The sequence below is a fragment of the Shewanella sp. ULN5 genome (assembly GCF_030731885.1).
GTDB lineage: Bacteria > Pseudomonadota > Gammaproteobacteria > Enterobacterales > Shewanellaceae > Shewanella > Shewanella holmiensis.
Genome location: NZ_JAPJEE010000005.1, coordinates 78097 through 102933, shown reverse-complemented (window position 1 = coordinate 102933; position 24837 = coordinate 78097). Strand labels below are relative to the sequence as shown.

The 24837-nt window shown below is 41.0% G+C and carries 20 protein-coding genes; 16 read left to right on the top strand and 4 right to left on the bottom strand.

Annotation, left to right across the window (positions count from 1 at the left end; translation table 11 throughout):
• The first annotated feature begins 39 nt into the window (after positions 1-39).
• The 3 genes from rbfA (at position 40) to rpsO (ending at position 1824) form a co-directional block, all read left to right on the top strand.
• The gene (gene rbfA / locus ORI98_RS06770) at positions 40-462 is read left to right on the top strand and encodes a 30S ribosome-binding factor RbfA (protein WP_261297320.1); all 423 of its coding nucleotides are present in this window, start codon (positions 40-42) and stop codon (positions 460-462) included.
• A complete protein-coding gene (gene truB, locus ORI98_RS06765) occupies positions 462-1424 on the top strand; it encodes a tRNA pseudouridine(55) synthase TruB (protein WP_306134726.1) in 963 nt (320 codons plus the stop codon). The genes rbfA and truB overlap by 1 nt, the downstream gene beginning before the upstream one ends.
• Before the next feature lie 130 nt (positions 1425-1554).
• Positions 1555-1824, top strand: a complete 270-nt coding sequence (gene rpsO / locus ORI98_RS06760; protein WP_261297318.1) for a 30S ribosomal protein S15 — start codon at positions 1555-1557, stop codon at positions 1822-1824.
• An 83-nt stretch (positions 1825-1907) separates the two neighbouring features.
• Here rpsO and ORI98_RS06755 read toward each other — a convergent pair whose 3' ends face one another.
• Positions 1908-3944 carry a bifunctional diguanylate cyclase/phosphodiesterase gene (locus ORI98_RS06755; protein WP_261297317.1) on the bottom strand — a complete coding sequence of 679 codons (2037 nt, stop codon included), beginning with the start codon at positions 3942-3944 and terminating at the stop codon, positions 1908-1910.
• A gap of 400 nt (positions 3945-4344) precedes the next feature.
• Here ORI98_RS06755 and pnp point away from each other — a divergent pair, with 400 nt between their 5' ends.
• From pnp to deoD, 10 genes are all read left to right on the top strand, one after another.
• Complete coding sequence (gene pnp, locus ORI98_RS06750) at positions 4345-6441, top strand: polyribonucleotide nucleotidyltransferase (protein ID WP_306134725.1); 2097 nt, start codon at positions 4345-4347, stop codon at positions 6439-6441.
• A 157-nt stretch (positions 6442-6598) separates the two neighbouring features.
• Positions 6599-7498: a lipoprotein NlpI gene (gene nlpI, locus ORI98_RS06745; protein WP_306134724.1), complete on the top strand. Its 900-nt coding sequence runs from the start codon at positions 6599-6601 to the stop codon at positions 7496-7498.
• Between the two features lie 77 nt (positions 7499-7575).
• Positions 7576-9159, top strand: a complete 1584-nt coding sequence (gene prfC / locus ORI98_RS06740) for a peptide chain release factor 3 (RefSeq protein WP_306134723.1) — start codon at positions 7576-7578, stop codon at positions 9157-9159.
• Between the two features lie 80 nt (positions 9160-9239).
• Complete coding sequence (locus ORI98_RS06735) at positions 9240-10013, top strand: TatD family hydrolase (RefSeq protein ID WP_306134722.1); 774 nt, start codon at positions 9240-9242, stop codon at positions 10011-10013.
• A 183-nt stretch (positions 10014-10196) separates the two neighbouring features.
• The gene (locus ORI98_RS06730) at positions 10197-11471 is read left to right on the top strand and encodes a NupC/NupG family nucleoside CNT transporter (RefSeq protein WP_306134721.1); all 1275 of its coding nucleotides are present in this window, start codon (positions 10197-10199) and stop codon (positions 11469-11471) included.
• A gap of 347 nt (positions 11472-11818) precedes the next feature.
• On the top strand, positions 11819-12658 hold the full coding sequence (locus ORI98_RS06725; RefSeq protein ID WP_306134720.1) for an outer membrane protein OmpK: 840 nt from the start codon (positions 11819-11821) through the stop codon (positions 12656-12658).
• A gap of 326 nt (positions 12659-12984) precedes the next feature.
• Positions 12985-13758 (top strand): deoxyribose-phosphate aldolase, encoded by a 774-nt coding sequence (gene deoC / locus ORI98_RS06720; RefSeq protein ID WP_306134719.1) that lies wholly within the window; start codon positions 12985-12987, stop codon positions 13756-13758.
• A gap of 119 nt (positions 13759-13877) precedes the next feature.
• Entirely contained in the window at positions 13878-15209 is a 1332-nt protein-coding gene (deoA, locus tag ORI98_RS06715) for a thymidine phosphorylase (RefSeq protein ID WP_306134718.1), read from the top strand.
• A gap of 9 nt (positions 15210-15218) precedes the next feature.
• Positions 15219-16436, top strand: coding sequence for a phosphopentomutase (locus ORI98_RS06710; RefSeq protein WP_261297308.1), 1218 nt, complete (start codon positions 15219-15221; stop codon positions 16434-16436).
• Between the two features lie 102 nt (positions 16437-16538).
• Positions 16539-17249 (top strand): purine-nucleoside phosphorylase, encoded by a 711-nt coding sequence (gene deoD / locus ORI98_RS06705; RefSeq protein WP_261297307.1) that lies wholly within the window; start codon positions 16539-16541, stop codon positions 17247-17249.
• Between the two features lie 52 nt (positions 17250-17301).
• On the opposite strand, the gene ORI98_RS06700 is transcribed toward deoD, so the two are convergent.
• Positions 17302-17961 carry an AhpA/YtjB family protein gene (locus ORI98_RS06700; protein WP_261297306.1) on the bottom strand — a complete coding sequence of 220 codons (660 nt, stop codon included), beginning with the start codon at positions 17959-17961 and terminating at the stop codon, positions 17302-17304.
• A gap of 139 nt (positions 17962-18100) precedes the next feature.
• On the opposite strand from ORI98_RS06700, the gene serB reads away from it, so the two are divergent.
• Together serB and ORI98_RS06690 are read left to right on the top strand one after the other, a co-directional pair.
• Positions 18101-19138: a phosphoserine phosphatase SerB gene (serB, locus tag ORI98_RS06695; protein WP_306134717.1), complete on the top strand. Its 1038-nt coding sequence runs from the start codon at positions 18101-18103 to the stop codon at positions 19136-19138.
• Between the two features lie 372 nt (positions 19139-19510).
• Positions 19511-20419 carry an alpha/beta fold hydrolase gene (locus ORI98_RS06690; RefSeq protein WP_306134797.1) on the top strand — a complete coding sequence of 303 codons (909 nt, stop codon included), beginning with the start codon at positions 19511-19513 and terminating at the stop codon, positions 20417-20419.
• Positions 20420-20437: 18 nt separating this feature from the next.
• On the opposite strand, the gene ORI98_RS06685 is transcribed toward ORI98_RS06690, so the two are convergent.
• Positions 20438-22828, bottom strand: coding sequence for a PilZ domain-containing protein (locus ORI98_RS06685; RefSeq protein ID WP_306134716.1), 2391 nt, complete (start codon positions 22826-22828; stop codon positions 20438-20440).
• A 219-nt stretch (positions 22829-23047) separates the two neighbouring features.
• On the opposite strand from ORI98_RS06685, the gene radA reads away from it, so the two are divergent.
• A complete protein-coding gene (gene radA / locus ORI98_RS06680; RefSeq protein WP_261297303.1) occupies positions 23048-24412 on the top strand; it encodes a DNA repair protein RadA in 1365 nt (454 codons plus the stop codon).
• A gap of 19 nt (positions 24413-24431) precedes the next feature.
• Here the strand turns inward: radA and ORI98_RS06675 are convergent, their stop codons facing one another.
• Positions 24432-24797 carry a PilZ domain-containing protein gene (locus ORI98_RS06675; RefSeq protein WP_306134715.1) on the bottom strand — a complete coding sequence of 122 codons (366 nt, stop codon included), beginning with the start codon at positions 24795-24797 and terminating at the stop codon, positions 24432-24434.
• Positions 24798-24837 lie beyond the last annotated feature (40 nt).

Here is a 24837-nt window from a genome sequence, read left to right as displayed (position 1 = left end):
AGCCGCCCTTTTTGATTCAATGACTCAGGTGGGTTAATTATGGCAAAAGAATTTAGTCGCACACGTCGTATTGGACAACAACTGCAGCAAGAGCTCGCGATGGTCCTTCAACGTGATATGAAAGATCCTCGTATCGGTTTCGTCACTGTTAATGATGTAGAAGTATCTCGTGATTTAAGTTATGCGCGAGTTTTCGTTACTTTCTTCGAAGAAGACATTACGCTAGTAGAAGAGAAAATTGCCGCATTAACGGCTGCAGCTCCTTACATTCGCACGTTAATCGCAGGGCGGATGAAGTTACGTGTGATGCCAGAATTGCGTTTTATGTACGACAGTTCATTAGTTGAAGGTATGCGCATGTCTAATCTTGTTAGCCAGGTAATTACTAAAGACAAACAGAAACAGCAAGACAGTGGTCGTGCTGATGAAATCGACCAAGACGAAACCCAGGAGAAAGATTAATGGCTCGTCGTCAAAAAGGTCGTTTTATTGATGGTATTGTTCTACTAGATAAAGGTACAGGCATCAGCTCTAACCATGCTTTACAGCGGGTTAAACGCTTTTTTAATGCCAACAAAGCGGGGCATACCGGTGCGTTAGATCCCTTAGCGACAGGTATGTTGCCTGTCTGTTTAGGCGAAGCAACCAAGTTTTCTCAGCATCTGCTTGATGCGGATAAACGTTATACGGTTATAGCTAAACTTGGCCAACGTACTGACACCAGCGATTCAGATGGCGAAATAGTTCAAGAGCGTGAGATTAACTTTACTCAAGAACAATTACTGCAGGCGTTAAATCACTTCCGTGGTGATACTATGCAAGTACCATCGATGTTTTCAGCTTTAAAGCATCAAGGTCAGCCGTTATATAAGTACGCGCGCGAAGGGATCGAAGTCCCTAGAGAAGCAAGGCCTATAACCGTCTTTGAATTGAATTTCTTGGGTTTAGAAGGTGATGAGTTAATTCTGGATATTCACTGCTCAAAAGGCACTTATATCCGCACCATCATTGATGATCTCGGTGAAATGCTAGGCTGCGGAGCCCATGTTATTATGCTGCGTCGTACTCAAGTTGCAGAGTATCCATATGAGAAGATGGTAACGTTAGCGCAACTTGAAGCATTGATAGAGTCGGCAATAGAGCAAGGTGTTCCAGCGAGTGAGTTGTTAGACCCACTATTATTACCAATGGACACCGCCGTTGCTAACTTTACTGAGATAAACTTGCCTGAATCGATGTTGTATTACGTTATGCAAGGGCAAGCAGTACAAGCTTCTGGATTAAAACCCAATGAGTTAGTTCGGATCACCATTGGTGAAACACGCAAATTTGTTGGGATCGGTAGTATGAACGATGATGGTCAACTTGCGCCGAAACGCTTAATTGTTATTCGCGATGAAAATAGCGCTACATCGGCTGATTAATTTGGATCCTTTGCGTGATACGAAGTTAATTTGTATTGCTCTAATGGCAATTTCTAGTTAGAATGTCGCGCTTCCTTTAGCTGAGTTAGTGATCGGCTGAAGATTATTTATATATATTTTGGAGATACACATGTCACTAAGTGCTGAAACTAAAGCAAAAATTCTAGCAGAATTCGGTCGTTGTGAAAACGACACTGGTTCAACTGAAGTTCAAGTTGCTTTATTAACTGCTCAAATCAACCACCTTCAAGGTCACTTTAAAACGCACATTCACGACCACCACTCACGTCGTGGTTTGTTACGTATGGTTAGCGCTCGTCGTAAGCTTACTGCTTATTTAAAGCGTACTGACGTGGCACGTTATACTGCGTTGATCCAGAAGTTAGGTTTACGTCGTTAATACGATTTTGGCTTGCTAAGGCAAGTTGAGAACGTTAAAAAAGGAGGCTTAGCCTCCTTTTTTGTTATCTGTAATAAAGTGGTTTACAGTTGAATTATCTGCGCGCTTTGTGTGGCAATATACTTACTTTCAAACTCATCTAACGGCAAAGGTTTACTGTAAAAGAACCCTTGTCCGATTGGACAATCATTTTCTCGAAGCCAGTTCAGTTGCTCTTCATTTTCAATCCCTTCGGCGACAATTGTTAAGTTTAATTGTCTACCCAACATTAAAATAGTCGATGCTATGGCGCTGTCATGGGGTAAGTCGCTCACAAAAGCCCGATCAATTTTCATGGTAGTGATAGGTAAGTGTCGTAGATACGATAATGACGAATAACCTGTACCGAAATCATCCACAGCAATACCAAATCCAGCAGATTTTAATTGTTCAAGTTTGGCAATGGCTTGTTCAATATCATTCATTAAAGATGTTTCTGTTATTTCGATTTCTAACAACTCAGGTCTAATTTGATAGCGTAAAGCTAACTGTTTTATATCGGGCACTAAACTGGCATCAGCAAATTGTTGTGATGCCACGTTAACGGCAATCGGTATGACATAGTTATATTTTTTTTGCCAATCTCTAAGGGTTTTACAGGTTTGTTCTATTACCCAACGACCAATAGGAATGATAATACCTGTTTCTTCAGCCACTGGAATGAATGACATCGGGCTGATAATGCGTCCATCTTTTTGCCAGCGTATTAAGGCCTCGCAACCAATCACTTTGTTGGTGTTGATGTCGAGTTTAGGCTGGAAAAATAATACAAATTCATTGTTTTTCAAAGCGTCATGTAATGAGGCTTCAGTTCTAAGTCTAACCGCTGCACGCTCTGTCATTTGCTCTTTAAAGAATGCCCATTGATTAGAGCCAGCCGCTTTTGCACTGTACATTGCAATATCAGCATGACGGATTAAGTCTTCAGCACTATTACCATCATCCGGGTAAATCGAGATCCCTATAGATGCCGCCGGATGTATAGTATGTTCATTTAATTGCAGTGGTGTATTTAGTTGCATCAATAACTTATCGACAAAATCAGCAGCCTGATCAGGGCTTTGAATGTCATCAGCTAATACAACAAACTCATCACCACCTAAACGCGCAACGCTACCTTTGTCGCCAACCACACGCTCAAGGATCCGCGCGATTCTTGCTAAAAACTGATCACCTAATGCATGACCTAAAGAGTCGTTGACGTTTTTGAATCGGTCTAAATCGATAAACAGTAGTGCAAAATTACGTTTGTGCACCCTTGAGCGCTGAATCGTAACGTTAAGGGTTTCGAGTAACAAAGTACGGTTAGGTAAGCCTGTGAGCGGATCACGGGTTGCCATTTTCCGAAGTTTATTTTGTGTTTGGCTAAACTGAAGAAGTATTTGATTAAACTTACTGGCTACTAAACCTAATTCATCGTCTTTATGGGCTTTAGAGATTGGCAGTAAGTTTTCATCTGGTGAATCGGGGTCAATTTTATCAATCGCTTCGCTGATCCGTGCGATGGGCTGGGTTAAGAAACGATGAAAAACCACTGTTAATACTAAGGTTAATAGCAATGCGCGGGCTAATGTGGCAATAAAGCTCAGTTGTAATTGATCAAAAAGATGGGTTGTTAATTTTTGAGTATCATAAAATATCGTCAGGCTACCAATTAATTGTTGTTTCTTACTGCCTTCGAAATAAAAAGGTCTATAAAGCGGGCGTGATATCTCTTTCAAATCACCAAAAAGTCGATTGCTTAATATGACGTAGTTTTCAGAAAAATCTTCTCCTTCATTAACCACACTAACAAAAAGAGAGCCATCATCGAGCTCTAATGTCGCGGACCCAATGTTATCGACTTTAATAATACCTTCTAACGTTTGCTGGGCGAGTTTATCGTCCAAGGCCCAAACCGCATTGGTGGTCGTTTGTTCGACAGAGTTAAGGAGCTCTTGTTGAGAGCTAGTCAATTGTTGTTTGGTTGTCACCACTACTAATGCTATTTCCACAACAAAAATCGCGATGGCGAAAAAAAGTGCTGTGAATACGACCAGATTAGTTTGCTTCCAAGTTAAGGATTTAAATCTTGGTGTCATTGTTTATTCCATGTCTTTGATGACTTATGGTTATTTGCCTGCTTTTTATGAGTGTTTTAAGACAAATAAACTCGTGTTTCTAATTTTGCGTAACAAGTTGAATCATAGGTAAGAAAACGTTAATACGCCAATCTTACTTTAGTCAAATTAGCTTAGCTTGTCACCCCTATTTATCAGATTAACCCTGATTGGTTGTATTTTGGTTAATCATCAATAGAGATAAGGTATCATTTGCGAGATAAATGATTTTAATTATTCAGAAATAGATCAATTTAGAGCTTGTTTTAAATGAAAAAAATTAATTTTTTCAACAAGTGATAAGTGTCTATTTAACTATTGAATCTATTTGCAGTATACTTGTGCGCGTAATTTAAAGGTCATTAATTAAGGAATGGGTCACGTGAATCCAATTGTAAAGAGTTTTGAGTATGGTCAACATACTGTCACCTTAGAAACTGGTGTTATTGCACGTCAAGCTGATGCTGCTGTTTTAGCAAGCATGGGTGATACAACAGTATTAGTCACTGTAGTAGGAAAAAAAGTTGCTGACTTAAGCCGCGACTTCTTCCCGTTAACAGTTAACTATCAAGAAAAAACCTATGCAGCGGGTAAAATCCCTGGTGGTTTCTTTAAGCGTGAAGGTCGTCCTTCAGAAGATGAAACTCTGATCGCACGTCTAATTGACCGTCCTATTCGCCCTTTATTTCCTAACGGTTTTAAAAACGAAGTTCAAGTTATCATTACTGTCGTTTCGGTTGATCCACAAATTGAGCCGGACATCATATCAATGATCGGTACTTCTGCAGCGCTAGCGATTTCTGGTATTCCATTCAATGGTCCATTAGGTGCTGCTCGTGTAGGTTACATCAATGGTGAATATCTATTAAATCCAACAGTTGACCAACTTGCTGACAGCGACTTGAATTTAGTTGTTGCAGGTACTGAAAGTGCAGTACTAATGGTTGAGTCAGAAGCAAAATCACTAGCTGAAGAAATTATGCTAGGTGCGGTAACTTACGGTCATGATCAACAACAAGTGGTTGTTAATGCTATTGCTGAATTCAAAGCAGAAGCTGGCAAACCTACTTGGGACTGGACTGCACCAGTTCAAGATCAAGACTTAGTCGCTAAAATTAAAGATTTAGCTGAAGTCGGCATGACTGAAGCTTACCAAATTGAAGTGAAGCAAGATCGTTATGCTCAAGTTGGTGTTGTAAAAGCAGCAGCAAAAGCGGCACTGATTGCTGAAAATCCAGAAGTTGATCAACGTGAAGTAGATAACTTACTGGGTAGCTTAGAGAAAAATGTTGTTCGTGGCCGTATTATTAGTGGTAAGCCACGTATCGATGGTCGTGAACCAGATATGATCCGCGCACTAAGCGTATTAGCCGGTGTACTTCCACGTACTCACGGTAGTTCGCTATTTACTCGTGGTGAAACTCAAGCATTGGTTACCTGTACTTTAGGTACTGAGCGTGATGCACAGAAAATTGATAGCATCATGGGCGAGCGTACTAATCGCTTTATGCTTCATTACAACTTCCCTCCATACTCAGTTGGTGAAACTGGCATGGTGGGTTCACCTAAGCGTCGCGAAATTGGTCACGGCAAATTAGCCTGGCGCGGTATGAATGCTGTAATGCCTTCTGCTGAAGAATTCCCGTACAGCATCCGTGTGGTTTCAGAAATTACTGAATCAAACGGCTCAAGCTCAATGGCTTCTGTTTGTGGTACTTCACTAGCACTTATGGATGCGGGTGTGCCAATTAAGTCTTCTGTTGCTGGTATCGCGATGGGTCTAGTGAAAGAAGGTGACGATTTTGTTGTCCTTTCTGACATTCTTGGTGACGAAGATCACTTAGGTGACATGGACTTTAAAGTAGCCGGTACTCGTGATGGTATTACTGCATTGCAAATGGATATCAAAATCGAAGGTATCACCAAAGAAATCATGGACATTGCTTTGCAACAAGCATACGGTGCTCGTGTTCATATTCTTAACGTGATGGACCAAGCCATTGGTTCACATCGTGATGATATCTCTGACCATGCTCCACGTATTACGACTATCAAGATCAACCCTGAGAAGATCCGTGATGTGATTGGTAAAGGTGGTGCAACGATTCGTGCGCTTACGGAAGAAACGGGCACAACTATCGAGTTAGATGATAACGGCACCGTTAAGATTGCTTCTAACAATGGCGAAGCAACTAAAGAAGCTATCCGTCGTATCGAAGAAATCACTGCTGAAGTTGAAGTGGGTCGTATTTACAACGGTAAAGTTATCCGTATCGTTGATTTCGGCGCATTTGTTAACATTCTTCCAGGTAAAGACGGCTTAGTGCATATTTCACAAATTAGTGATGAGCGTGTAGCTAACGTTTCTGACCATTTAGAAATGAACCAAGAAGTTGCTGTTAAAGTAATGGAAGTAGATCGTCAAGGTCGCGTGCGTTTATCAATTAAAGAAGCACAAACTAAAGAAGCTGCTGAATAAGTTGTCATTTTAGGCTTTTGTATTGAATGATGAATTAAGGAGACCATTGGGTCTCCTTTTTTATTTTTTTTTTCAAATTTAGCTAATAGCAAATAGCACTAATTCTGCTAGGTTGCTATGATGCTGATTAATGTTGAACCTGATTAGAGTAAAGTGGATGGAATTTAAATTACGCACCACGTTTGTAGCCATTATGGCTGGTGCTAGCTTGTTGCTTTCAGGCTGTGCGGCAACATCGGGTTCAAATGATGCTGCTTCTGGGCAAATGGTTATTGCCCCAATTATGCCTGATTATAAACTTGAAGTGACATTGGCCAAGTTAAATGAAATTTTGGCTACGATGGAGCTAACCGATGAGCAACGAGCTCGATTTCATTACGATCGAGGTGTCATATACGATAGTGTTGGTTTACGTTTATTAGGTCGAATCGACTTTCATCAAGCGTTAAAATTACAGCCTAATCTTGCTGATGCTTATAATTTTCTTGGGATTTATTACACTCAAGAGGGCGAATTTGAAAGTGCATATGAAGCATTTGATGGTGTATTAGAGCTTGCACCAGAATACGATTATGCCTTTTTAAATCGCGGTATTGCTTTGTACTACGGTGAGCGCTATGAATTAGCTGTTAAGGACATGCAAGACTTCTATGATCGCGACCCATCAGACGGTTATCGTGCGTTATGGCTGTATTTGATGTCATCAAAAATGAATGCTGAATTGGCTTTAACGGCATTGGGTAGTCAACGCCCGCAACTTGCAGATCAATCTTGGCCCAGTGTACTGGTTGATTACTATCTTGGTAATTTATCTAAACAACAGGTTTTTTCAGCTGCTAAAGTGGAATTACGTGATGCCAAAGAATATGCAGAACGTCTTTGTGAAGCCTATTTCTACTTAGGTAAGCGCGCTGAACAGCTCGGACAGTATCAGGATGCAGCCAATTATTATCGTTTAACGTTAGCTACCAATATTTATGATTTTGTTGAGCATAGATACGCCCGTATAGAGCTGGCAAAAGTAAAACAGATCATTGAGCAATCGCCAAAATCCTAAAAGGCAGTTTGCCTAGCCAAGTTAACCGATAGGCGCTATAATTTGCGCCTTTTTTAGCATCAAGTGCAAAGGTTACCATGTCAGGCATAAATGTTGAGGTCGATAAACGTCGAACCTTCGCCATCATTTCCCACCCGGATGCGGGTAAGACAACAATTACTGAAAAGGTATTGTTATTCGGTCAAGCAATTCAAGTTGCGGGTACGGTCAAAGGTCGCGGCTCAAAACAGCACGCTAAATCTGACTGGATGGAAATGGAAAAAGATCGTGGTATTTCTATTACGACATCTGTGATGCAGTTCCCTTACCGCGAATGTCTGGTTAATCTACTTGATACACCTGGCCATGAAGACTTCTCTGAAGATACCTACCGTACACTGACGGCTGTCGATTCATGTTTAATGGTTATTGATGCCGCCAAAGGTGTTGAAGACCGGACGCGTAAATTAATGGAAGTGACACGTTTACGTGATACTCCTATTATCACCTTTATGAACAAATGTGACCGTGATATTCGTGATCCTATGGATGTTATGGATGAAGTTGAAAATGAACTTCAAATCGCCTGTGCGCCGATCACTTGGCCAATTGGTTGCGGTAAATCATTCAAAGGTGTTTATCATATTCATCGTGAAGAAGCGATTTTGTACCAAAGTGGTCAAGGTCATACAATTCAGGAAGTTCGAATTGTTAAGGGTATCGATAATCCAGAACTTGATAAAGCGATTGGTAGCGAGTTAGCTGAACAATTGCGTGAAGAGCTCGAGTTGGTTGTTGGAGCTTCACATGAATTTGATCTTGAGGCCTTTTTAAAAGGTGAGTTATCACCGGTGTATTTTGGTACTGCATTAGGTAACTTTGGTGTTGACCATATGTTAGATGGTCTTGTCCAATGGGCTCCTAAACCACAACCTCGAAATACTGAAGTGCGTGAAGTTACTGCTAAAGATGCTAATTTTTCTGGTTTTATCTTTAAAATTCAAGCAAACATGGATCCAAAGCATCGTGACCGTGTTGCATTTATGCGTGTGGTGTCTGGAAAATACGAGAAAGGCATGAAAATGCATCATGTGCGTATTGGTAAAGATGTGCGTATTTCTGATGCGTTGACTTTTGTCGCAGGTGATCGCGAGCAGGTTGAAGAGGCATACCCTGGTGATATCATAGGTTTGCATAACCACGGTACCATCCAAATTGGTGATACATTCACCCAAGGTGAATCACTTAAATTTACTGGCATTCCAAACTTTGCGCCAGAAATGTTCCGCCGTATTCGCTTAAAAGATCCATTAAAGCAAAAACAATTACTAAAAGGCTTAGTACAGCTTGCTGAAGAAGGTGCGGTGCAGGTATTTAGACCATTAGACTCTAACGACCTTATTGTGGGGGCTGTTGGTGTACTGCAGTTTGAAGTGGTCGTTGGCCGTTTAAAGAGTGAGTACAACGTTGAAGCTATCTATGAAGGCATCAGTGTGTCAACAGCTCGTTGGGTCTACTGTAAGGATGAGCGGAAGCTAGAAGAGTTCCGCCGCAAGTGTAGCCCGAACTTAGCATTAGATGGTGGCAATAATTTAACTTATATTGCGCCAACAATGGTTAACCTTAATCTGTCAAAAGAGCGTTATCCAGACGTTGAGTTTGCTAAAACCCGCGAAAATTAATACTTTTTGAGCTAGGCTTAGTGGAACTTTTAAAGGCAGTGCATACTGCCTTTTTTAATCCCTTTTTTTGAGTGACAGTTATGAAGCAAACCTTTTTCGATGCCCATGCACACCTCGATTTTGCAGAGTTTGATCATGACCGGGATGCATTATTCATTGAGATGAATACCCGAGGCATTGATAAAGTGTTAATTCCAGGGGTGAGTCCTGAGCGATGGTCACGCCAGTTAGAAATTGCCACTCAATATCAATGTTATTTTGGCTTGGGGATCCATCCTTGGTTTATACCGTCAAGTATTGATGAGGCGATAACTAAGCTTGAACAACAAATTAATCATAACCTGATAAACCCCTTATTTGTGGCTATTGGAGAGTGCGGTTTAGATAAGCTTCGTCCTGACTTTACCGCACAAGTTGATCTATGCCTTAAACAGCTTTTATTAGCTAAAAAATACCACTTGCCAGTGATATTGCATGCAGTGAAATGCCATTCCGAATTAATTACATTATTGAACAAAACACAATTAACCCATGGCGGAGTCATTCATGGTTTTTATGGCAGTGTCGAAGTTGCAAAACAGTATCAACTTTTAGGGTTTAAACTGGGTATTGGTGGCTTGTTGCTTAACCCTATGGCAAAAAAGCTACATCACGTGGTGTCAGAGCTTCCTTTAGAAACGTTTGTCATTGAGACAGATTCGCCAAGTATGACGCCATTAAATTCACCTGAAAAACGTAATTCACCGCTTATTTTGCCTTCGATTATTGAAAAAATTGCTTTTTTGCGTAAAAAATCAACTGTTCCTATATTAGAACAGGTTAATAAAAACACTTTGCAACTATATGAGCTTTAATTGTTTTTTTTAAAACGAGCTCTGTTTTGTGAAGTTATCTTGCGTAAATATCTGAAACTAAACTTTAAAAGTTTGATCAAAACGACGCTTTTCCTCAAATGCTCGGTTATAATCTGTCTCGGAAATAAGGTGAGTTAACAACATTAATAAAAACTGTTAACAATTAAATAAGGGTGATGTTTAATGGATATAATTATGAGTTTAGTAGGGGTGGTCACCCTACTTGCGATAGGTTTCTTACTATCGACAAATAAAAAAGCTATTAACGTACGTACGGTAGGTGGCGCTTTAGCAATTCAAGCGTTCTTTGCTGGTTTCGTATTGTATGTTCCAGTTGGTCAACAAGTATTAGGTGGTGTTTCAACTGCTGTTGCTGATGTAATTGGTTATTCTCAAGCGGGTATCAACTTCCTATTTGGTGGTTTAGGTACTGACGCAATGTTTGGTAATGGCGTTGGCTTCGTATTTGCGGTTCGCGTTTTACCTGTCATTATTTTCTTCTCTTCATTAATCGCGGTTCTTTATTACTTAGGCATCATGCAGATAGTAATTAAGTTCATCGGTGGTGGATTACAAAAAGCACTTGGTACAAGCCGTACAGAGTCTATGTCTGCAACTGCAAACATCTTCGTAGGTCAAACTGAAGCGCCTTTAGTTGTTCGTCCTTTCATTCCTACAATGACTAACTCTGAGTTATTCGCAATCATGGTTGGTGGCTTAGCTTCAATCGCTGGTGCGGTATTAGCTGGTTATGCAGGTATGGGCGTTAAAATTGAGTATTTGGTTGCTGCATCATTTATGGCTGCACCAGGTGGCTTAATGATGGCTAAGCTAATGCACCCAGAAACTGAAGAAACAAACAACGACATGACAGACTTACCAGAAGATACTGATAAGCCTGCAAACGTGATTGATGCTGCTGCATCAGGTGCTGCTTCTGGTATGCACTTAGCGTTGAACGTTGGCGCAATGTTACTTGCTTTCGTCGGTTTGATTGCCATGGTTAACGGTATGCTAGGTGGTATCGGTGGCTGGTTTGGTTTCGAAGGTCTATCACTTGAGTTAATTCTTGGTTACATCTTTATGCCTTTAGCATTCCTAATCGGTGTACCTTGGAGCGAAGCTATGGTTGCTGGCTCTTTCATCGGTCAAAAGATTGTAGTTAACGAATTTGTGGCTTACTTAAACTTTGCTCCTTACCTAAAAGACGTTGCTGATGGCGGCATCTTGGTTGAAGCAACAGGTCAAGCAATGACGGATCGTACTAAAGCGATTATCTCGTTTGCACTGTGTGGTTTTGCTAACTTATCTTCAATTGCAATTCTATTAGGTGGTTTAGGTGCAATGGCTCCTAGCCGTCGCCATGACTTAGCTAAGTTAGGTGTTCGTGCGGTTATCGCTGCATCATTAGCTAACTTAATGAGTGCTACACTTGCTGGTTTATTCTTAGCGCTTTAATCGCTGAATATTCAAAGGAAGCGGGCTTTACTGGCTCTATGCCGTAAAGCCCAACATTTAAGATTACGTTGTCATAATGATTGGCGTTAATCCACCAGTTTCCAAAGTATAAATAGTAATGATTAAGTCTAGTGTGATGGCTTTTAATTATTACATTTAACCGTGACACACAAAGATTGTTAGTAGCATGTTGCAAGAAAGTCGCGACATTGTTCACAAAGTAGAATTTAGTATTCGTTTTTTTGCTGGTTTAATATTGTGATTTACAACAATAACGGTAAAATGCGCTTGCTTAAAAACAAAAGCTGTCCTTGAAGATAGCCAAACAATGAAAAATGGGGTTGATGATGAAAAACGTTAAAACTTTAACTTTAATTGCTGCAGCAGTAGCTGCAATGACAACTGGTACAGTACAAGCTGAGCAGTACTACGGGTTTGCTAACGTATCAGTAAACTATTTAGATTGGTCTGATGGTACAGAAGATCGTTCACGTGATATCCAAAATGGTTTCGGTGCTAAATCTGACTTCGTTTATATCGAAGTTGAAGGTGGCGCGGGTTATAACTGGGGTGATGTCTATGGCTTCATCGATTTTGAAAACCCAAACAACTTAAACTGGAGCGAAGATCAAGATGATCCAAGCAAGCAGTTCCGTATTGCTGCTAAAGGCTCAGTTGCTGTAAACATGGGTGAAAGCAACTGGAATTACTACGGCCACATTTATAGCCTTTCTGATTCTTCAGGTTTCTATGAGCAAAACATCGTGTTAGGTGTTAGTTATGACATCAACACTGACTTTGGTTTATGGGTTAAGCCTTTCTTAGGTGCTCATATTCTTAACAACCCAAACAATGCTGGTTTTAATGGTGGTATGGCTGGTTGGGTTTTAGGTTATAACTTCAAGTTAGCTGGCCAAGACTTTATGGTTACCAACTGGAACGAAATTGAATTTGCACGTGATGATCACGCTCGTGGTTTCTGTAATAGTGTAACTTGTACTGGCCTTGGTGATGCTGGCTGGCAGAAAACTAACGGTGACAGCACCGGTATCAATGGCGCAGTAGCACTATGGTGGAATGCAACTAAAGACTTCACTTTAGGTGTTCAATACCGCTATGCAGATCAAAAGCTAGGTACCGCAGCTTATCAAAACGCAGCTATTTTCACTGCGAAGTACAACTTCTAATTGTGCTTGGGAGCCATGTTAGCATGGCTCCACTTTATCTTTACTAAAGGGCATTATGTGGGTTTTAATGTCTTTTATTAAGCATAAGCAAAACGCGCTAAAATGGATTTTTCGCGGAATTGATAAAATAAATTGTTTATTTTGCCTTTTCCGGTCTTCAAGGATTCAAGTCGTGGTACTCGTTATCAGATTGAATACTTAGGTTAGTAAATCATTTCTATTTACTGGCAAGATATGAAGACTCGGCCATAACTATAATCATATGCCACTTCACTTTGTTGCCCTGACAAAAATTATCTACTGATTTTATTTACGGAGAGCAAAAAATGACTGATTTAAAAAAAGCGGCACAAATGGGTATTTCTTTAATGGATTTAACCACTTTGAACGATGATGATACCGATCAAAAAGTCATCGATTTGTGCCACAAAGCCAAAACGCCAGCTGGTAATACCGCGGCGATTTGTATTTACCCTCGCTTTATTCCTATTGCACGTAAAACCTTGAATGATCTTGATTGTGAAGACATCAAAATCGCGACAGTGACTAACTTCCCACACGGTAATGACGATATTGCCATTGCAGTATTAGAGACTCGTGCTGCGGTTGCTTATGGTGCAGACGAAGTTGATGTGGTTTTCCCATATCGTGCTTTAATGGCCGGTAATGAAACCGTGGGTTTTGAACTCGTTAAAGCCTGTAAAGAAGCCTGTGGTGATGAAGCCATTTTAAAAGTGATTATTGAATCTGGTGAATTAAAAGACCCAGCTTTAATCCGTAAAGCATCTGAGTTGTCAATTGATGCTGGTGCAGACTTTATTAAAACCTCTACGGGCAAAGTGCCAGTTAATGCCACGCTAGAAGCTGCAGAGATCATGTTAACTGTGATCAGTGAAAGGAACCGAAAAGTAGGCTTTAAACCAGCCGGCGGCGTAAAAGATGCAGCGAAAACAGCTGAGTTCTTAGCGGTTGCCGCGGGCATTTTAGGTGAAGAATGGATAACGCCAGATACATTCCGTTTTGGTGCCTCTAGCCTGTTAAATAGTTTATTACATACATTAGAATTAGCTGAAGCGCCTAAGCCTACTCAAGGCTACTAATTCCTATTCAATGTTGTAGCTGAGGTTTATTGTCTTTTAGGCAATAAGCCTCATCGCTACAGATATTTTCGGCGATCCCACTCTAGCTCATAATGGATTGCCTAGATGGAGGTTATATTATGTTCCTCGCACAAGAAATTATCCGTAAAAAGCGTAACGGTGAAGCACTCTCCACTGCAGAAATTCAATTCTTCGTAAACGGCATCACTCATAATACTGTCTCTGAAGGCCAAATAGCGGCTCTTGGTATGGCTGTGTATTTCAATGATATGAACATGGATGAGCGGATTGCACTGACATTAGCAATGCGTGATTCAGGTACGGTACTTGATTGGAGTGGTTTATCGCTAAATGGCCCTGTTATTGATAAACACAGTACTGGTGGTGTAGGCGATGTTATTAGCTTGATGTTGGGCCCTATGGCCGCTGCATGTGGCGGCTATGTTCCAATGATCTCAGGTCGGGGTTTAGGTCACACTGGTGGTACATTAGATAAGTTTGACGCGATCCCTGGTTATCAAACTGAGCCATCTAGTGAACTTTTTCGTAAAGTCGTTAAAGAAGCTGGTGTGGCTATTATCGGTCAGACAGGTGATCTTGTTCCTGCAGATAAACGTTTTTATTCCATTCGCGATAACACAGCAACCGTTGAGTCAATCTCATTAATCACAGCGTCAATTTTGTCTAAGAAACTTGCCGCAGGGTTAGATGCTTTAGCGATGGATGTCAAAGTAGGCAGTGGCGCATTCATGCCAACCTATGAAGCATCTGAAGAACTTGCACGAAGTATTACTGCTGTCGCAAATGGTGCTGGAACTAAAACAACAGCCTTGTTAACTGACATGAACCAAGTACTGGCATCTTGTGCTGGTAATGCGGTGGAAGTACGTGAAGCGATTAACTTTTTAACGGGTCAATATCGCAATCCAAGATTGTATGAAGTCACTATGGGTTTATGCTCAGAAATGCTTATTTTGGGCGGTATTGCACAAAATGATGCCCAGGCTCGTACTAAACTAAATGCTGTATTAGATAACGGTAAAGCGGCGGAGATCTTTGGTAGAATGGTCAGTGGCTTAGGTGGTCCAAGCGATTTTGTTGAAGCATACGACAAGTATTTACCCCATGCTCAAATTATTCGTCCAGTCTATGCGAACCAAGTTGGTTTTGCGCACAGTATGGATACCCGAGAATTAGGTTTGGCCGTTGTGACTTTGGGTGGCGGACGCCGTAAGCCAGGTGACGCATTAGATTATAGCGTTGGATTAACAGAAGTCTGTGCCCTTGGCGATGCCATTAGTGCCGATAAGCCACTTGCCATGATCCATGCTCAATCTGAGCAAGCATTTGAAGAAGCGGCTGCAGCTGTTAGAGCGGCTATCCATATTGGTGATACGCAACCTGAGAAAACACCTGAAATATATCGCTATATTCGTGCTGAAGATTTATAGGAGTTAGGTATGAAACGTTCAATTATATTAATGTTAGATTCATTTGGTCTTGGTGCAGCAGGCGATGCAGATAAGTTTGGTGATGTAGGTTCAGACACGTTTGGGCATATTGCGAAAGCCTGTGCAGAAGGTTTAGCGGATGTTGGTCGCCAGGGCCCATTAAAGTTACCTAATTTAGCGCGCTTAGGTTTAGGACACGCAGGCTTTGAGTCTACCGGGCAATTTGCCGCAGGTTTTGGTGACAATGTAGATGTTATTGGCGCTTACGGTCATGCCGAAGAATTAAGTTCTGGTAAAGACACGCCAAGTGGTCATTGGGAAATGGCAGGTGTTCCTGTGCTTTATGAGTGGGGATATTTCAGTGATTTGAAAAACTCATTTCCAAAAGAGCTAACCGATAAAATTCTAGCCCGTGCGGGTTTGGATGGGTTTCTAGGAAATTGTCATGCTTCTGGTACGACGATTTTAGAAGAGATAGGCTTAGAGCACATGAGTTCAGGGAAGCCAATTTTCTATACCTCTGCTGATTCAGTGTTCCAAATTGCCTGTCATGAAGAAACTTTCGGGTTAGAGAATTTGTATCGTTTGTGCGAAATCGCCCGTGAAGAACTTGAGCCATATAACATTGGCCGTGTTATTGCGCGCCCATTTATTGGTACGGGTCCAGCTGACTTTGCTCGTACGGGTAATCGTCATGATTACGCTGTTCAGCCGCCTGCGCCAACAGTACTCGACAAATTAAAAGCTGCCGGTGGTGAAGTGGTGAGTATCGGTAAAATTGCTGATATTTATGCTAATTGCGGTATTACGCAACAATATAAAGCGACCGGTCTTGAACAACTGTTTGATGCGACGTTAGAGCAGGTTAAACGTGCAGGTGACAATACCATTGTGTTCACCAACTTTGTTGATTTTGATTCTCACTATGGCCATCGCCGCGATATCGCTGGGTATGCCAAAGCACTAGAATATTTCGACTCACGTTTACCTGAGTTGCTAGCTATTTTATCTGAAGACGATTTCCTTTTACTGACAGCTGATCACGGTTGTGATCCAACCTGGAAAGGAACCGAACATACTCGCGAACACGTGCCTGTTTTAGCGTATGGCGCAGGATTAAAAGCCGGTTCATTAGGTCGTCGTAAGTCATTCGCCGATATGGGACAGTCAATTGCAAGCTATTTTAAGTTAGAACCGATGGAATATGGTGAATCTTTCTTAAATTAGTCACATTTTCGAACGACGGTTCTATAAAAAGTTTAATGTGTTTGTTAAACTATCAACATTATTAAGCGGTACCAAATAAAATAGAAACATAGGGGTTATAACATGGCTACACCACATATTAATGCAGTTGAAGGCGCGTTTGCAGAAACAGTTCTTTTTCCAGGTGATCCATTACGTGCAAAGTATATTGCAGAAACATTTTTAGAAAATGTTGAGCAAGTGACTGATGTACGTAACATGCTTGGTTTTACCGGTACGTATAAAGGTAAGCGTATTTCTGTTATGGGTTCAGGAATGGGTATTCCATCTTGTTCTATCTACGCTCACGAGTTAATTAAAGAATACGGCGTTAAAAACTTAATCCGTGTTGGTACATGTGGCGCAATTAGCACAGATGTAAAAGTACGTGACGTAATTATCGGTATGGGTGCATGTACTGACTCTCAAGCTAACCGTTTACGCTTTAAAAACCAAGACTTCGCAGCCATTGCCGACTATAGCCTATTAAGTGCAGTTGTTGATTCAGCTAAAGCACACGGCACTAAAATTCAAGTTGGTAACGTTTTCTCTGCCGACTTGTTCTATACACCAGATCCAGAAATGTTTGACGTTATGGAAAGAATGGGTGTGTTAGGCGTCGAAATGGAAGCGGCAGGTTTATACGGTGTTGCGCACGAGCTCGGTGCCAAAGCATTATGTGTTGTCACAGTGTCTGACCATATTCGTACGGGTGAAAAAACCACTTCTGAAGAGCGTCAAACGACCTTTAACGACATGATCATTATGACTTTAGATGCAGCATTAACACTTTAGTATTGTTATAGCTTCAATAAAAATGGGCGCTAATAGCGCCCATTTTTGTAGGTTATTTTTGAGGCTCATCCTGGTCAGTGGTTTCTTGCGCGGCAAAATGCTTCTTAAACTGTTTGATCCGCGTTTTACGACGATCAAAGTCAGCACGTTTGAATGATAATGCTCGCGACAGGAGAAAGCCGATAAAGCAAGCTGTTATTAGCATCCACTTTAATAACTCCATATTTTTTTGATGTAAATATTTGATTTCATCAAAAAATATACTGAGATCTAAACGCACCTCAACATAGCCCAAATTATTATCCTGTTGCATCACATTTTCAATTAACGGCGGATAACTTGCCAGTAATTGACGTAATGCCTCGGAATCAGGACCTAAATCATCAGTTGTGACTGACTGGGCAAAAGCCAATCTGACCCCCTGAGAATTGTAGATATTAACCGACATTACTTTAGGATCCGCAGCTAAAGTGGACGCTAGCCATTGCAACTGCTCATCATTTTGTAAAAACATTGCTGGCGCCGCACCATTAGCTGCCTGTTGGGCAAGGGTTCTAGCCATTAGCTGTGTTTGTGAACTCAGCAGTTTTTGACCGTTTTTCAAGCTATTTTGCCATAGATTGATTAGTCCAAAAACTAAGCCTATGGCAAGAATGACTTGAATGATCCTGCTAATTTTTTGTCTTTTCTTGAGACCTTTAACAAAAATCACTTTAATCCTTAGTCATTTTTCTATTTAATGAAACGCTTTCAATAGCGCCTGACTGCCATTTTTCAATGGTTTGTGGTGTGGAAATTATATTAATCTAAAAACTCATCAGTAGATAGTTGTAATCAAAGAGGTTAGACCCATGCACAATCTTCGCACAGCATCGCCTACGGCAAGCGCAGTCAATAAGAATGGAGATACTATTTTAACGTGGTTGTTGTCATCCTCTATAAACGAATATCAGCATAACGGCCTATTATGCCAGCGTTATAACGAGTCCGACTATCTTAATCAGATTGCGCCATCATTTTCTAAGCGTGTTCGAGTGGTGTTTGAGCAATCTGTTCAACAACACATCGATATCTGGTTAGCATCATTATCTGTTACCGCTGGATTTTCATTACTTTCGCGCAGCAATGATTTGATTGGCATTGAGATAGCGACTCAGCAGCCGCTTGATGAGCTGATAACAGCATTCGCGCACACTATTACACAAAAAGGGTTAGCAGCCGAGTTATTAGTTATTGGAGAGCCATTACCATTGCTATATCAAAAGGGCTTATTGGTGATGGATATGGATTCCACTGCAATTCAAATTGAGTGTATTGATGAGTTGGCCGCATTGGCGGGCGTAGGCGAAGAAGTGGCAGCTGTGACGGCCAGTGCTATGCGTGGTGAGCTGGATTTTGAACAAAGCTTGCGCTTAAGAGTGAGTAAGCTTGCTAGTGCAGATGCGGCTATTATTGATACTCTATGTAAAACATTACCCTTGATGCCCGGTTTGACCGCAGCTTTAGAAGAGTTGCAAACAAACCAATGGCGTGTCGTTGTTGCTTCAGGCGGCTTTACGCCATTTGTGAATCACCTTATGCATCTATTAAAGCTAGATGCGGCATTTGCTAATGAGTTAGTCATTGAGGAGGGCAAACTCACAGGGCAAGTCACTGGGGCTGTGGTTGACGCGCAATACAAAGCGAATGTCATAAGTAAGTGCGCTCAAAAGTGGCAAATAGCACCAGGACAAATTGTGGCTATCGGTGATGGTGCGAATGATATCCCTATGATCCAGGCTGCTGATTTAGGTGTGGCTTTTCATGCTAAACCGAAACTCATTGCTGCGGCAAACTTAGCGGTAAGTCAACTAGATTTACGTGCGTTAGTATTTTGCTTGCAAGGGTAGAGCTAAGCATACTGATTGCTGATTAATCCCTCAGATAATGTTTTTACGTCAAATATATTCAAATAATCCCCCCCAAAAAGTCTCTTTTTGGGGAGGATTATTATTCTGCCTTTCTTTTTACAGCCTATGAATACTGTTTTCAAAGTCAGCAGCTAACAAATAATAAGTGCCCTATCAACAGGAAAACCAATGTGACTGTAATGTAAAGCAGGTTTATTTATCCTTACCGCTTACCTCCATCTTTGACAAATTGGTCTTCCTTGAGCAAATTGAAAACTTTATTTAGGATATTTGCTCTATTATGGTTGATATTAATGTCAGTTATGATTAAGTTTTAGATCTACGCCTTTAATAAGAATAGTTGCCACATTGATATCACCTACCCAACAGTCTTTGTTTATCCCTTATCGACAAGGGCAATTACATGTGTGCTTTATTCCAGCTAAAGGGATGAATAAGCAATTGACTCCCATTTTAATGTTACATGGTGCTATGTCGAATGGACGGGTTTTTTATAGCGATTCAGGTCGTGGTTTAGGTTGTTATCTTGCTGAACAAGGTTTTGATGTTTATGTTCTAGATACCGCTGGAAGGGGCAAGAGCACACCTTTAATCGACAAGTATTATGACCTTGGACAGGGTGAGGTGATTAGAGAGCAGTTACCCTTAGTACAGTCATTTATTTTACAACGTCATCCTTTAGCTGCCAAAGTACATTGGTGTGCCCATTCTTGGGGCGGTGTATTGATGGCAAGTAGTTTGATCCGCTTTACTGATTTACAAGCTAATGTGGCATCATTTTTAACCTTTGGCACCAAACGTACCATTAAAATCAAATCCCTACGCAAGTGGCTGATGGTTGATGTTTTTTGGAATCGGTTAGCACCATTAGTTGCCACTAAACAGGGCTTTTTTGATGCATATCGCTATCGATTTGGTATGGATAATGAAAGTCACCAATCTCTTTCTCAATCAATTGACTGGGTAAGAGGTGAATGGATAGATCATGATGATCATTTTAATTATGCCATAGCCGCTAAAAATACAATCTGGCCTATAACATGGTTTATTGCCGGTAAAAATGACTCGGTACTGGGTAATCCTTCCGATGTACAAGATATGATGTCAGAGTGTGGTTTTCAGCAGGCTGAATATACTTTGCTAGCCAAAGAACATGGCAATTTATACGATTATGGCCATGCAGATATGTTGACCCATAAGCAGGCAAGTGATGATCACTTTATTAAAGTGAAAAACTGGTACTTAGCACAAGCCCAGTAGTTGTTCGCATCTTTCACATTAACTTGGTTCTTTTAGTTGGGTTAATTGCGGGAAACGCAATATCACTTCTTGACTGATATCGACAAACTCACCTAAACCTATAACTTGCCATAGTTGTTCTTCAAGTTGTTTGGCTTTGTGGTTGGCATGAATTTGGATGTAAGCCAATTCTCGTCTTATATAGGTCATATCAGGTTTGTCGGCCATACCAAAATAAACTCTTAATGCCATAAATCGGCCTAATCGTTGGCTTTGATCAATAAAGGCAAGTTGCTCTTCAGTGCTTAAATCTGAGACGACTTTACAATTAAGATTGATAGTGCCGCGAGCATGGCGAGTAATTTGGATAAACACTTCAAAAAACTGCAGTTCAGAGATCGTTTTCATGGCTTTAATGGGCTCAAGGATCCGGTCTTTGAAAACCCCATTCTCCATGATTGGTGCGAGGTTATACTGCATGATTTGTTCAGTATCTTGCGAGAATAGATGACTGATTTCATCTACTTTAGTCCCAATGCCAATAGCTGAAATACTAAATGATTTACTGCGTTTCTCGATAAAATAAGGCACGCTCGCTATCTCTCGCATCATGAGATTTTTCATGCCATCGGCCAGTTCTTTTTGTTCACCGTCTTTGTCTGATAATTTTGCAAGTTTGTCTTGATTATGGCTGATAAGTTTACTTAAAAACTCTACTCCCATGTGGGGATCATGGCCAATCAAAGCGCTTAAATGAAGGACTTTGCTATATGAACGAGTGCGTATTAGCTGATATGACAAGCCATTTAAGTTTGTTTTACCCGCTTTAGCCTGTAAGCGTGGAAAACTGATACTGACCGATGCAGGAGCGGTAAAGTCCATAGGTTCATCTAGGGTGACTTGTAACCCACGACTTGAAATGTCATGGGTAATGCCTGAGGCGGTTTTATTACCTTGCTTAATTGTGACCAACGTTTTGAAAGCAAAACGAGATTCGTGACGCCGCTCGGTAAATGGCATAGATATTTTTTTGATGCTATTGGCATTTATTTTTCGCTGGGCGAAAACTTTCAGTTGGTTAACATCTTGGTTATTAAACCAAGATTGGTACTGTGAATTAACCTCGATGTTGGTTAAATCACAGACTTGAATGATATGGATGAAACTCGCTAATTGTTGCTCTGTTAATGCACCGTAGCGAGCATCATCACCTGGTAAGGTGGAGGTTTTATAATTTTGCTGATGATCAATTCGTTGACTGGTTAGTTTAAATATACGCCAGCTTGGTTTTTTGGCCCCGAATCCTAAAAAAAGTCCTAGGTGACCATTTTGGATTAACTCAAATTGACTGGCTGAATAGAAGTGTACTTTGCCGTTTGCTACGTGAGTAAAACAAAAAATAATTTGATGCTCTACGATGTCGGGCGATTTAATCAGATGCACTAAACGATTATTAGTCAGCATTCCAGTAAGTTGGCTGACATCCCTTTCATCTTGAAAGAAATGCATCAAAGGATGGTTTCCGCGACCGAGTAACGCATGGGTAATGTGTGGTTTACCTTCTTTGATAGAAATATACAAAGGTAAATGGGGCTGTAAAGGTAAATAATGACGCTCAAACCCTAAACCTGTCGCGTTAACAATGACATCGTTAACATCCACTTTATAGCGAAACTTGTATCCCTGAATTAGCTGAGTAATGACCTTATCGAGTTCTTCGCCGCCACCCACTCGTTTTAATCTGAAAATTGCGTTGTCATCTTTATTCTGTATATCAACAATTTGGTAATCAACACCTTGTTGTAGATCTTCAAAATAAAACTCTTCATTCAAATCAAGCAATTTTACGCGCAATGGCTTTTCTGGTTGAAAGTTATGCTTTATCGGCAATTTTACTCTTGCGCCACCGATGGATAAATCAAGGCTTGCCCCTAATACTTCTGTGCTGCCAGATTGTGATGCTGAGATTTTAATACTGTAGTTCATTCGTTCTTCACTACGATTAAAATAACTGCCTAATACCACACCTGGTACGATAAAAGGTGAAATGCTGGTAACGCTATCTTGAGTTGGAGAGTCTTGTTTTTGTTGCTTACGCATTTTGTGCTGTTTAATCACATTTTCGTAAACGCCTAAAGTGTATTTATTACGATAAATAGGTAAGGCTTGTTCAAGGGCTTCTTTTGACGGTGCATCTAAAAAATGCCTTTGTTTACCAATCACAACTTCTTCGCAGGGCAACTCGGTTTTATCACGTAAATCAATAATACGCGTACAAGGTGCTGAAATACGATTAAGCTCCATTTTCAGTAAAAAACGGGTAGAATTCGACTCATCCGCCGTGAAGCTTTCGAACAGTTCCTGAAAGTCAGGTTCCATTAGCAAAGGTTTGAGTTGTTCTATTAGCGCGCTGTGATTATCTAGGCTCATCTTCTATTATCGTTTTTAATGCTTCTAGTGAGTCTGGCTGTTAATCTTATCGGCATGAAAAGATATTGCTTTATCAATTGTTTGGTCAGATTTGGATTCTATACTGATTTACAATCAATGATAAAGTTTAGCAAACAATTATGGTGTGGGCGTTTATTTACAGTGATCGGAATAACGTTCATTTGTGACCTTTTTTAATCATATTTACTGATGAGCATTATGGCAAAGAATAAAACAGCATATGTATGTAACGAATGTGGTCAAGATTTCCCTCGCTGGCAAGGTCAATGTAATGCTTGTCAGGAATGGAACACAATCACAGAGGTGCGTTTAGGGGCGAGTAGCGCCACTCGAACTCATCAATTTAGTGGTTATGCTGGCGAGACCAGCAAAAAAGTGCAAACACTTGATCAAATTGATTTAAATGAATTGCCGCGTATTGCCAGCACATTTGGTGAGCTCGACAGAGTCTTAGGCGGCGGCATTGTTCCTGGCAGTGCGATTTTAATTGGTGGTCATCCTGGTGCGGGTAAAAGTACACTTTTACTACAAACCTTATGTCAACTTGCGCAAACCATGCCAGCGTTATATGTGACAGGTGAAGAGTCTTTACAGCAAGTTGCTATGCGTGCCCATAGATTGGGGTTACCGACACAGAATTTACGAATGTTGTCGGAGACGAGTGTAGAGGCGATTTGCGATGTGGCGTTACAGGAAAAGCCGAAAGTGATTGTTGTCGACTCGATTCAGGTGATGCACATGAGTGACATTCAATCTTCGCCAGGCAGTGTCTCGCAGGTACGAGAGTCAGCGTCCTATTTGACTCGATTTGCAAAGCAGCATGGCATCGCGGTAATTATGGTTGGTCATGTTACTAAAGATGGTAGTTTGGCTGGACCTAAAGTATTAGAGCACTGTATTGATTGTTCGGTGATGTTCGAGGGGGATAGCGACAGTCGTTATCGAACACTTCGGTCCCATAAAAATCGTTTTGGTGCGATTAATGAACTGGGTGTTTTTGCGATGACCGAACGAGGATTAAAAGAAGTGGCTAACCCTTCTGCGATATTTTTATCTCGAGGCGATGAAGCTGCTTCGGGGTCTTTAGTCATGGTGGTGTGGGAGGGTACGCGTCCATTACTTGTTGAGTTACAAGTATTGGTTGATAGCTCTGCAATGTCTAACCCACGAAGAGTTGCAGTTGGCATGGATGCGAACCGTTTAGCCATGTTATTGGCCGTCATGCACCGTCATGGTGGCTTGTTGATGTCTGATCAAGATGTTTTTGTCAATGTGGTTGGCGGAGTTAAAGTAACTGAAACCAGTGCTGACTTAACCTTATTGCTGGCAATGGTGTCGAGTTTTCGAGGTGAAGTATTACCTAGCGACCTCGTCGTTTTTGGTGAAGTAGGCTTGTCGGGTGAAATTAGGCCCGTACCTAATGGTCAAGAACGATTAATCGAAGCGGCTAAACATGGCTTTAAACGCGCGATAGTGCCTAAAGCTAATGCCCCTAAAAAGCCGCCATTAGGCATGGAAGTCATTGGGGTGAGTAAATTATCTGAAGCATTAAACGCACTATAAAGTGCGTTTATGATGATGCTTATTCTTCCGGTTGAATAAGCATTTCCAGTTCACGGTTCAGTAATTCTGCATCACCAAGGTTAAGCTCAATAATTCGGCGTAAATGACTGATACTTTCAACATCAATATGCAAACAACGCAAGCCTAAATGCTCACTGGTCTTATGAACTACCTCTGTATGCATGACTAATTCTACGTCAGAATCGGGTAACACAAATTCTAATATGATTTGGCTGTTTTGCGCGCCGGTGAAATTTTCTGGTATTTGTACCAGTGCGCCATTAAGGCTTAAATCAAGAATTGTGGTACGCCAAGTCGAATCATCTTGAGCAAGATAAGCATTAGCATCAAATAAAATTCGAGAAAACTTGCGTCTTTCGTCCATCGTTCAGTCCTTAATAATTTAACGCATTACTAACTATTAG

Excerpts from the sequence above, each read along its gene's own strand:
- rbfA (WP_261297320.1), top strand. The coding sequence starts at position 40 with ATGGCAAAAGAATTTAGTCGCACACGTCGTATTGGACAACAACTGCAG.
- truB (WP_306134726.1), top strand. The coding sequence starts at position 462 with ATGGCTCGTCGTCAAAAAGGTCGTTTTATTGATGGTATTGTTCTACTA.
- rpsO (WP_261297318.1), top strand. The coding sequence starts at position 1,555 with ATGTCACTAAGTGCTGAAACTAAAGCAAAAATTCTAGCAGAATTCGGT.
- ORI98_RS06755 (WP_261297317.1), bottom strand. The coding sequence starts at position 3,944 with ATGACACCAAGATTTAAATCCTTAACTTGGAAGCAAACTAATCTGGTC.
- nlpI (WP_306134724.1), top strand. The coding sequence starts at position 6,599 with ATGGAATTTAAATTACGCACCACGTTTGTAGCCATTATGGCTGGTGCT.
- prfC (WP_306134723.1), top strand. The coding sequence starts at position 7,576 with ATGTCAGGCATAAATGTTGAGGTCGATAAACGTCGAACCTTCGCCATC.
- ORI98_RS06735 (WP_306134722.1), top strand. The coding sequence starts at position 9,240 with ATGAAGCAAACCTTTTTCGATGCCCATGCACACCTCGATTTTGCAGAG.
- ORI98_RS06730 (WP_306134721.1), top strand. The coding sequence starts at position 10,197 with ATGGATATAATTATGAGTTTAGTAGGGGTGGTCACCCTACTTGCGATA.
- ORI98_RS06725 (WP_306134720.1), top strand. The coding sequence starts at position 11,819 with ATGAAAAACGTTAAAACTTTAACTTTAATTGCTGCAGCAGTAGCTGCA.
- deoC (WP_306134719.1), top strand. The coding sequence starts at position 12,985 with ATGACTGATTTAAAAAAAGCGGCACAAATGGGTATTTCTTTAATGGAT.
- deoA (WP_306134718.1), top strand. The coding sequence starts at position 13,878 with ATGTTCCTCGCACAAGAAATTATCCGTAAAAAGCGTAACGGTGAAGCA.
- ORI98_RS06710 (WP_261297308.1), top strand. The coding sequence starts at position 15,219 with ATGAAACGTTCAATTATATTAATGTTAGATTCATTTGGTCTTGGTGCA.
- deoD (WP_261297307.1), top strand. The coding sequence starts at position 16,539 with ATGGCTACACCACATATTAATGCAGTTGAAGGCGCGTTTGCAGAAACA.
- serB (WP_306134717.1), top strand. The coding sequence starts at position 18,101 with ATGCACAATCTTCGCACAGCATCGCCTACGGCAAGCGCAGTCAATAAG.
- ORI98_RS06685 (WP_306134716.1), bottom strand. The coding sequence starts at position 22,828 with ATGAGCCTAGATAATCACAGCGCGCTAATAGAACAACTCAAACCTTTG.
- radA (WP_261297303.1), top strand. The coding sequence starts at position 23,048 with ATGGCAAAGAATAAAACAGCATATGTATGTAACGAATGTGGTCAAGAT.
- ORI98_RS06675 (WP_306134715.1), bottom strand. The coding sequence starts at position 24,797 with ATGGACGAAAGACGCAAGTTTTCTCGAATTTTATTTGATGCTAATGCT.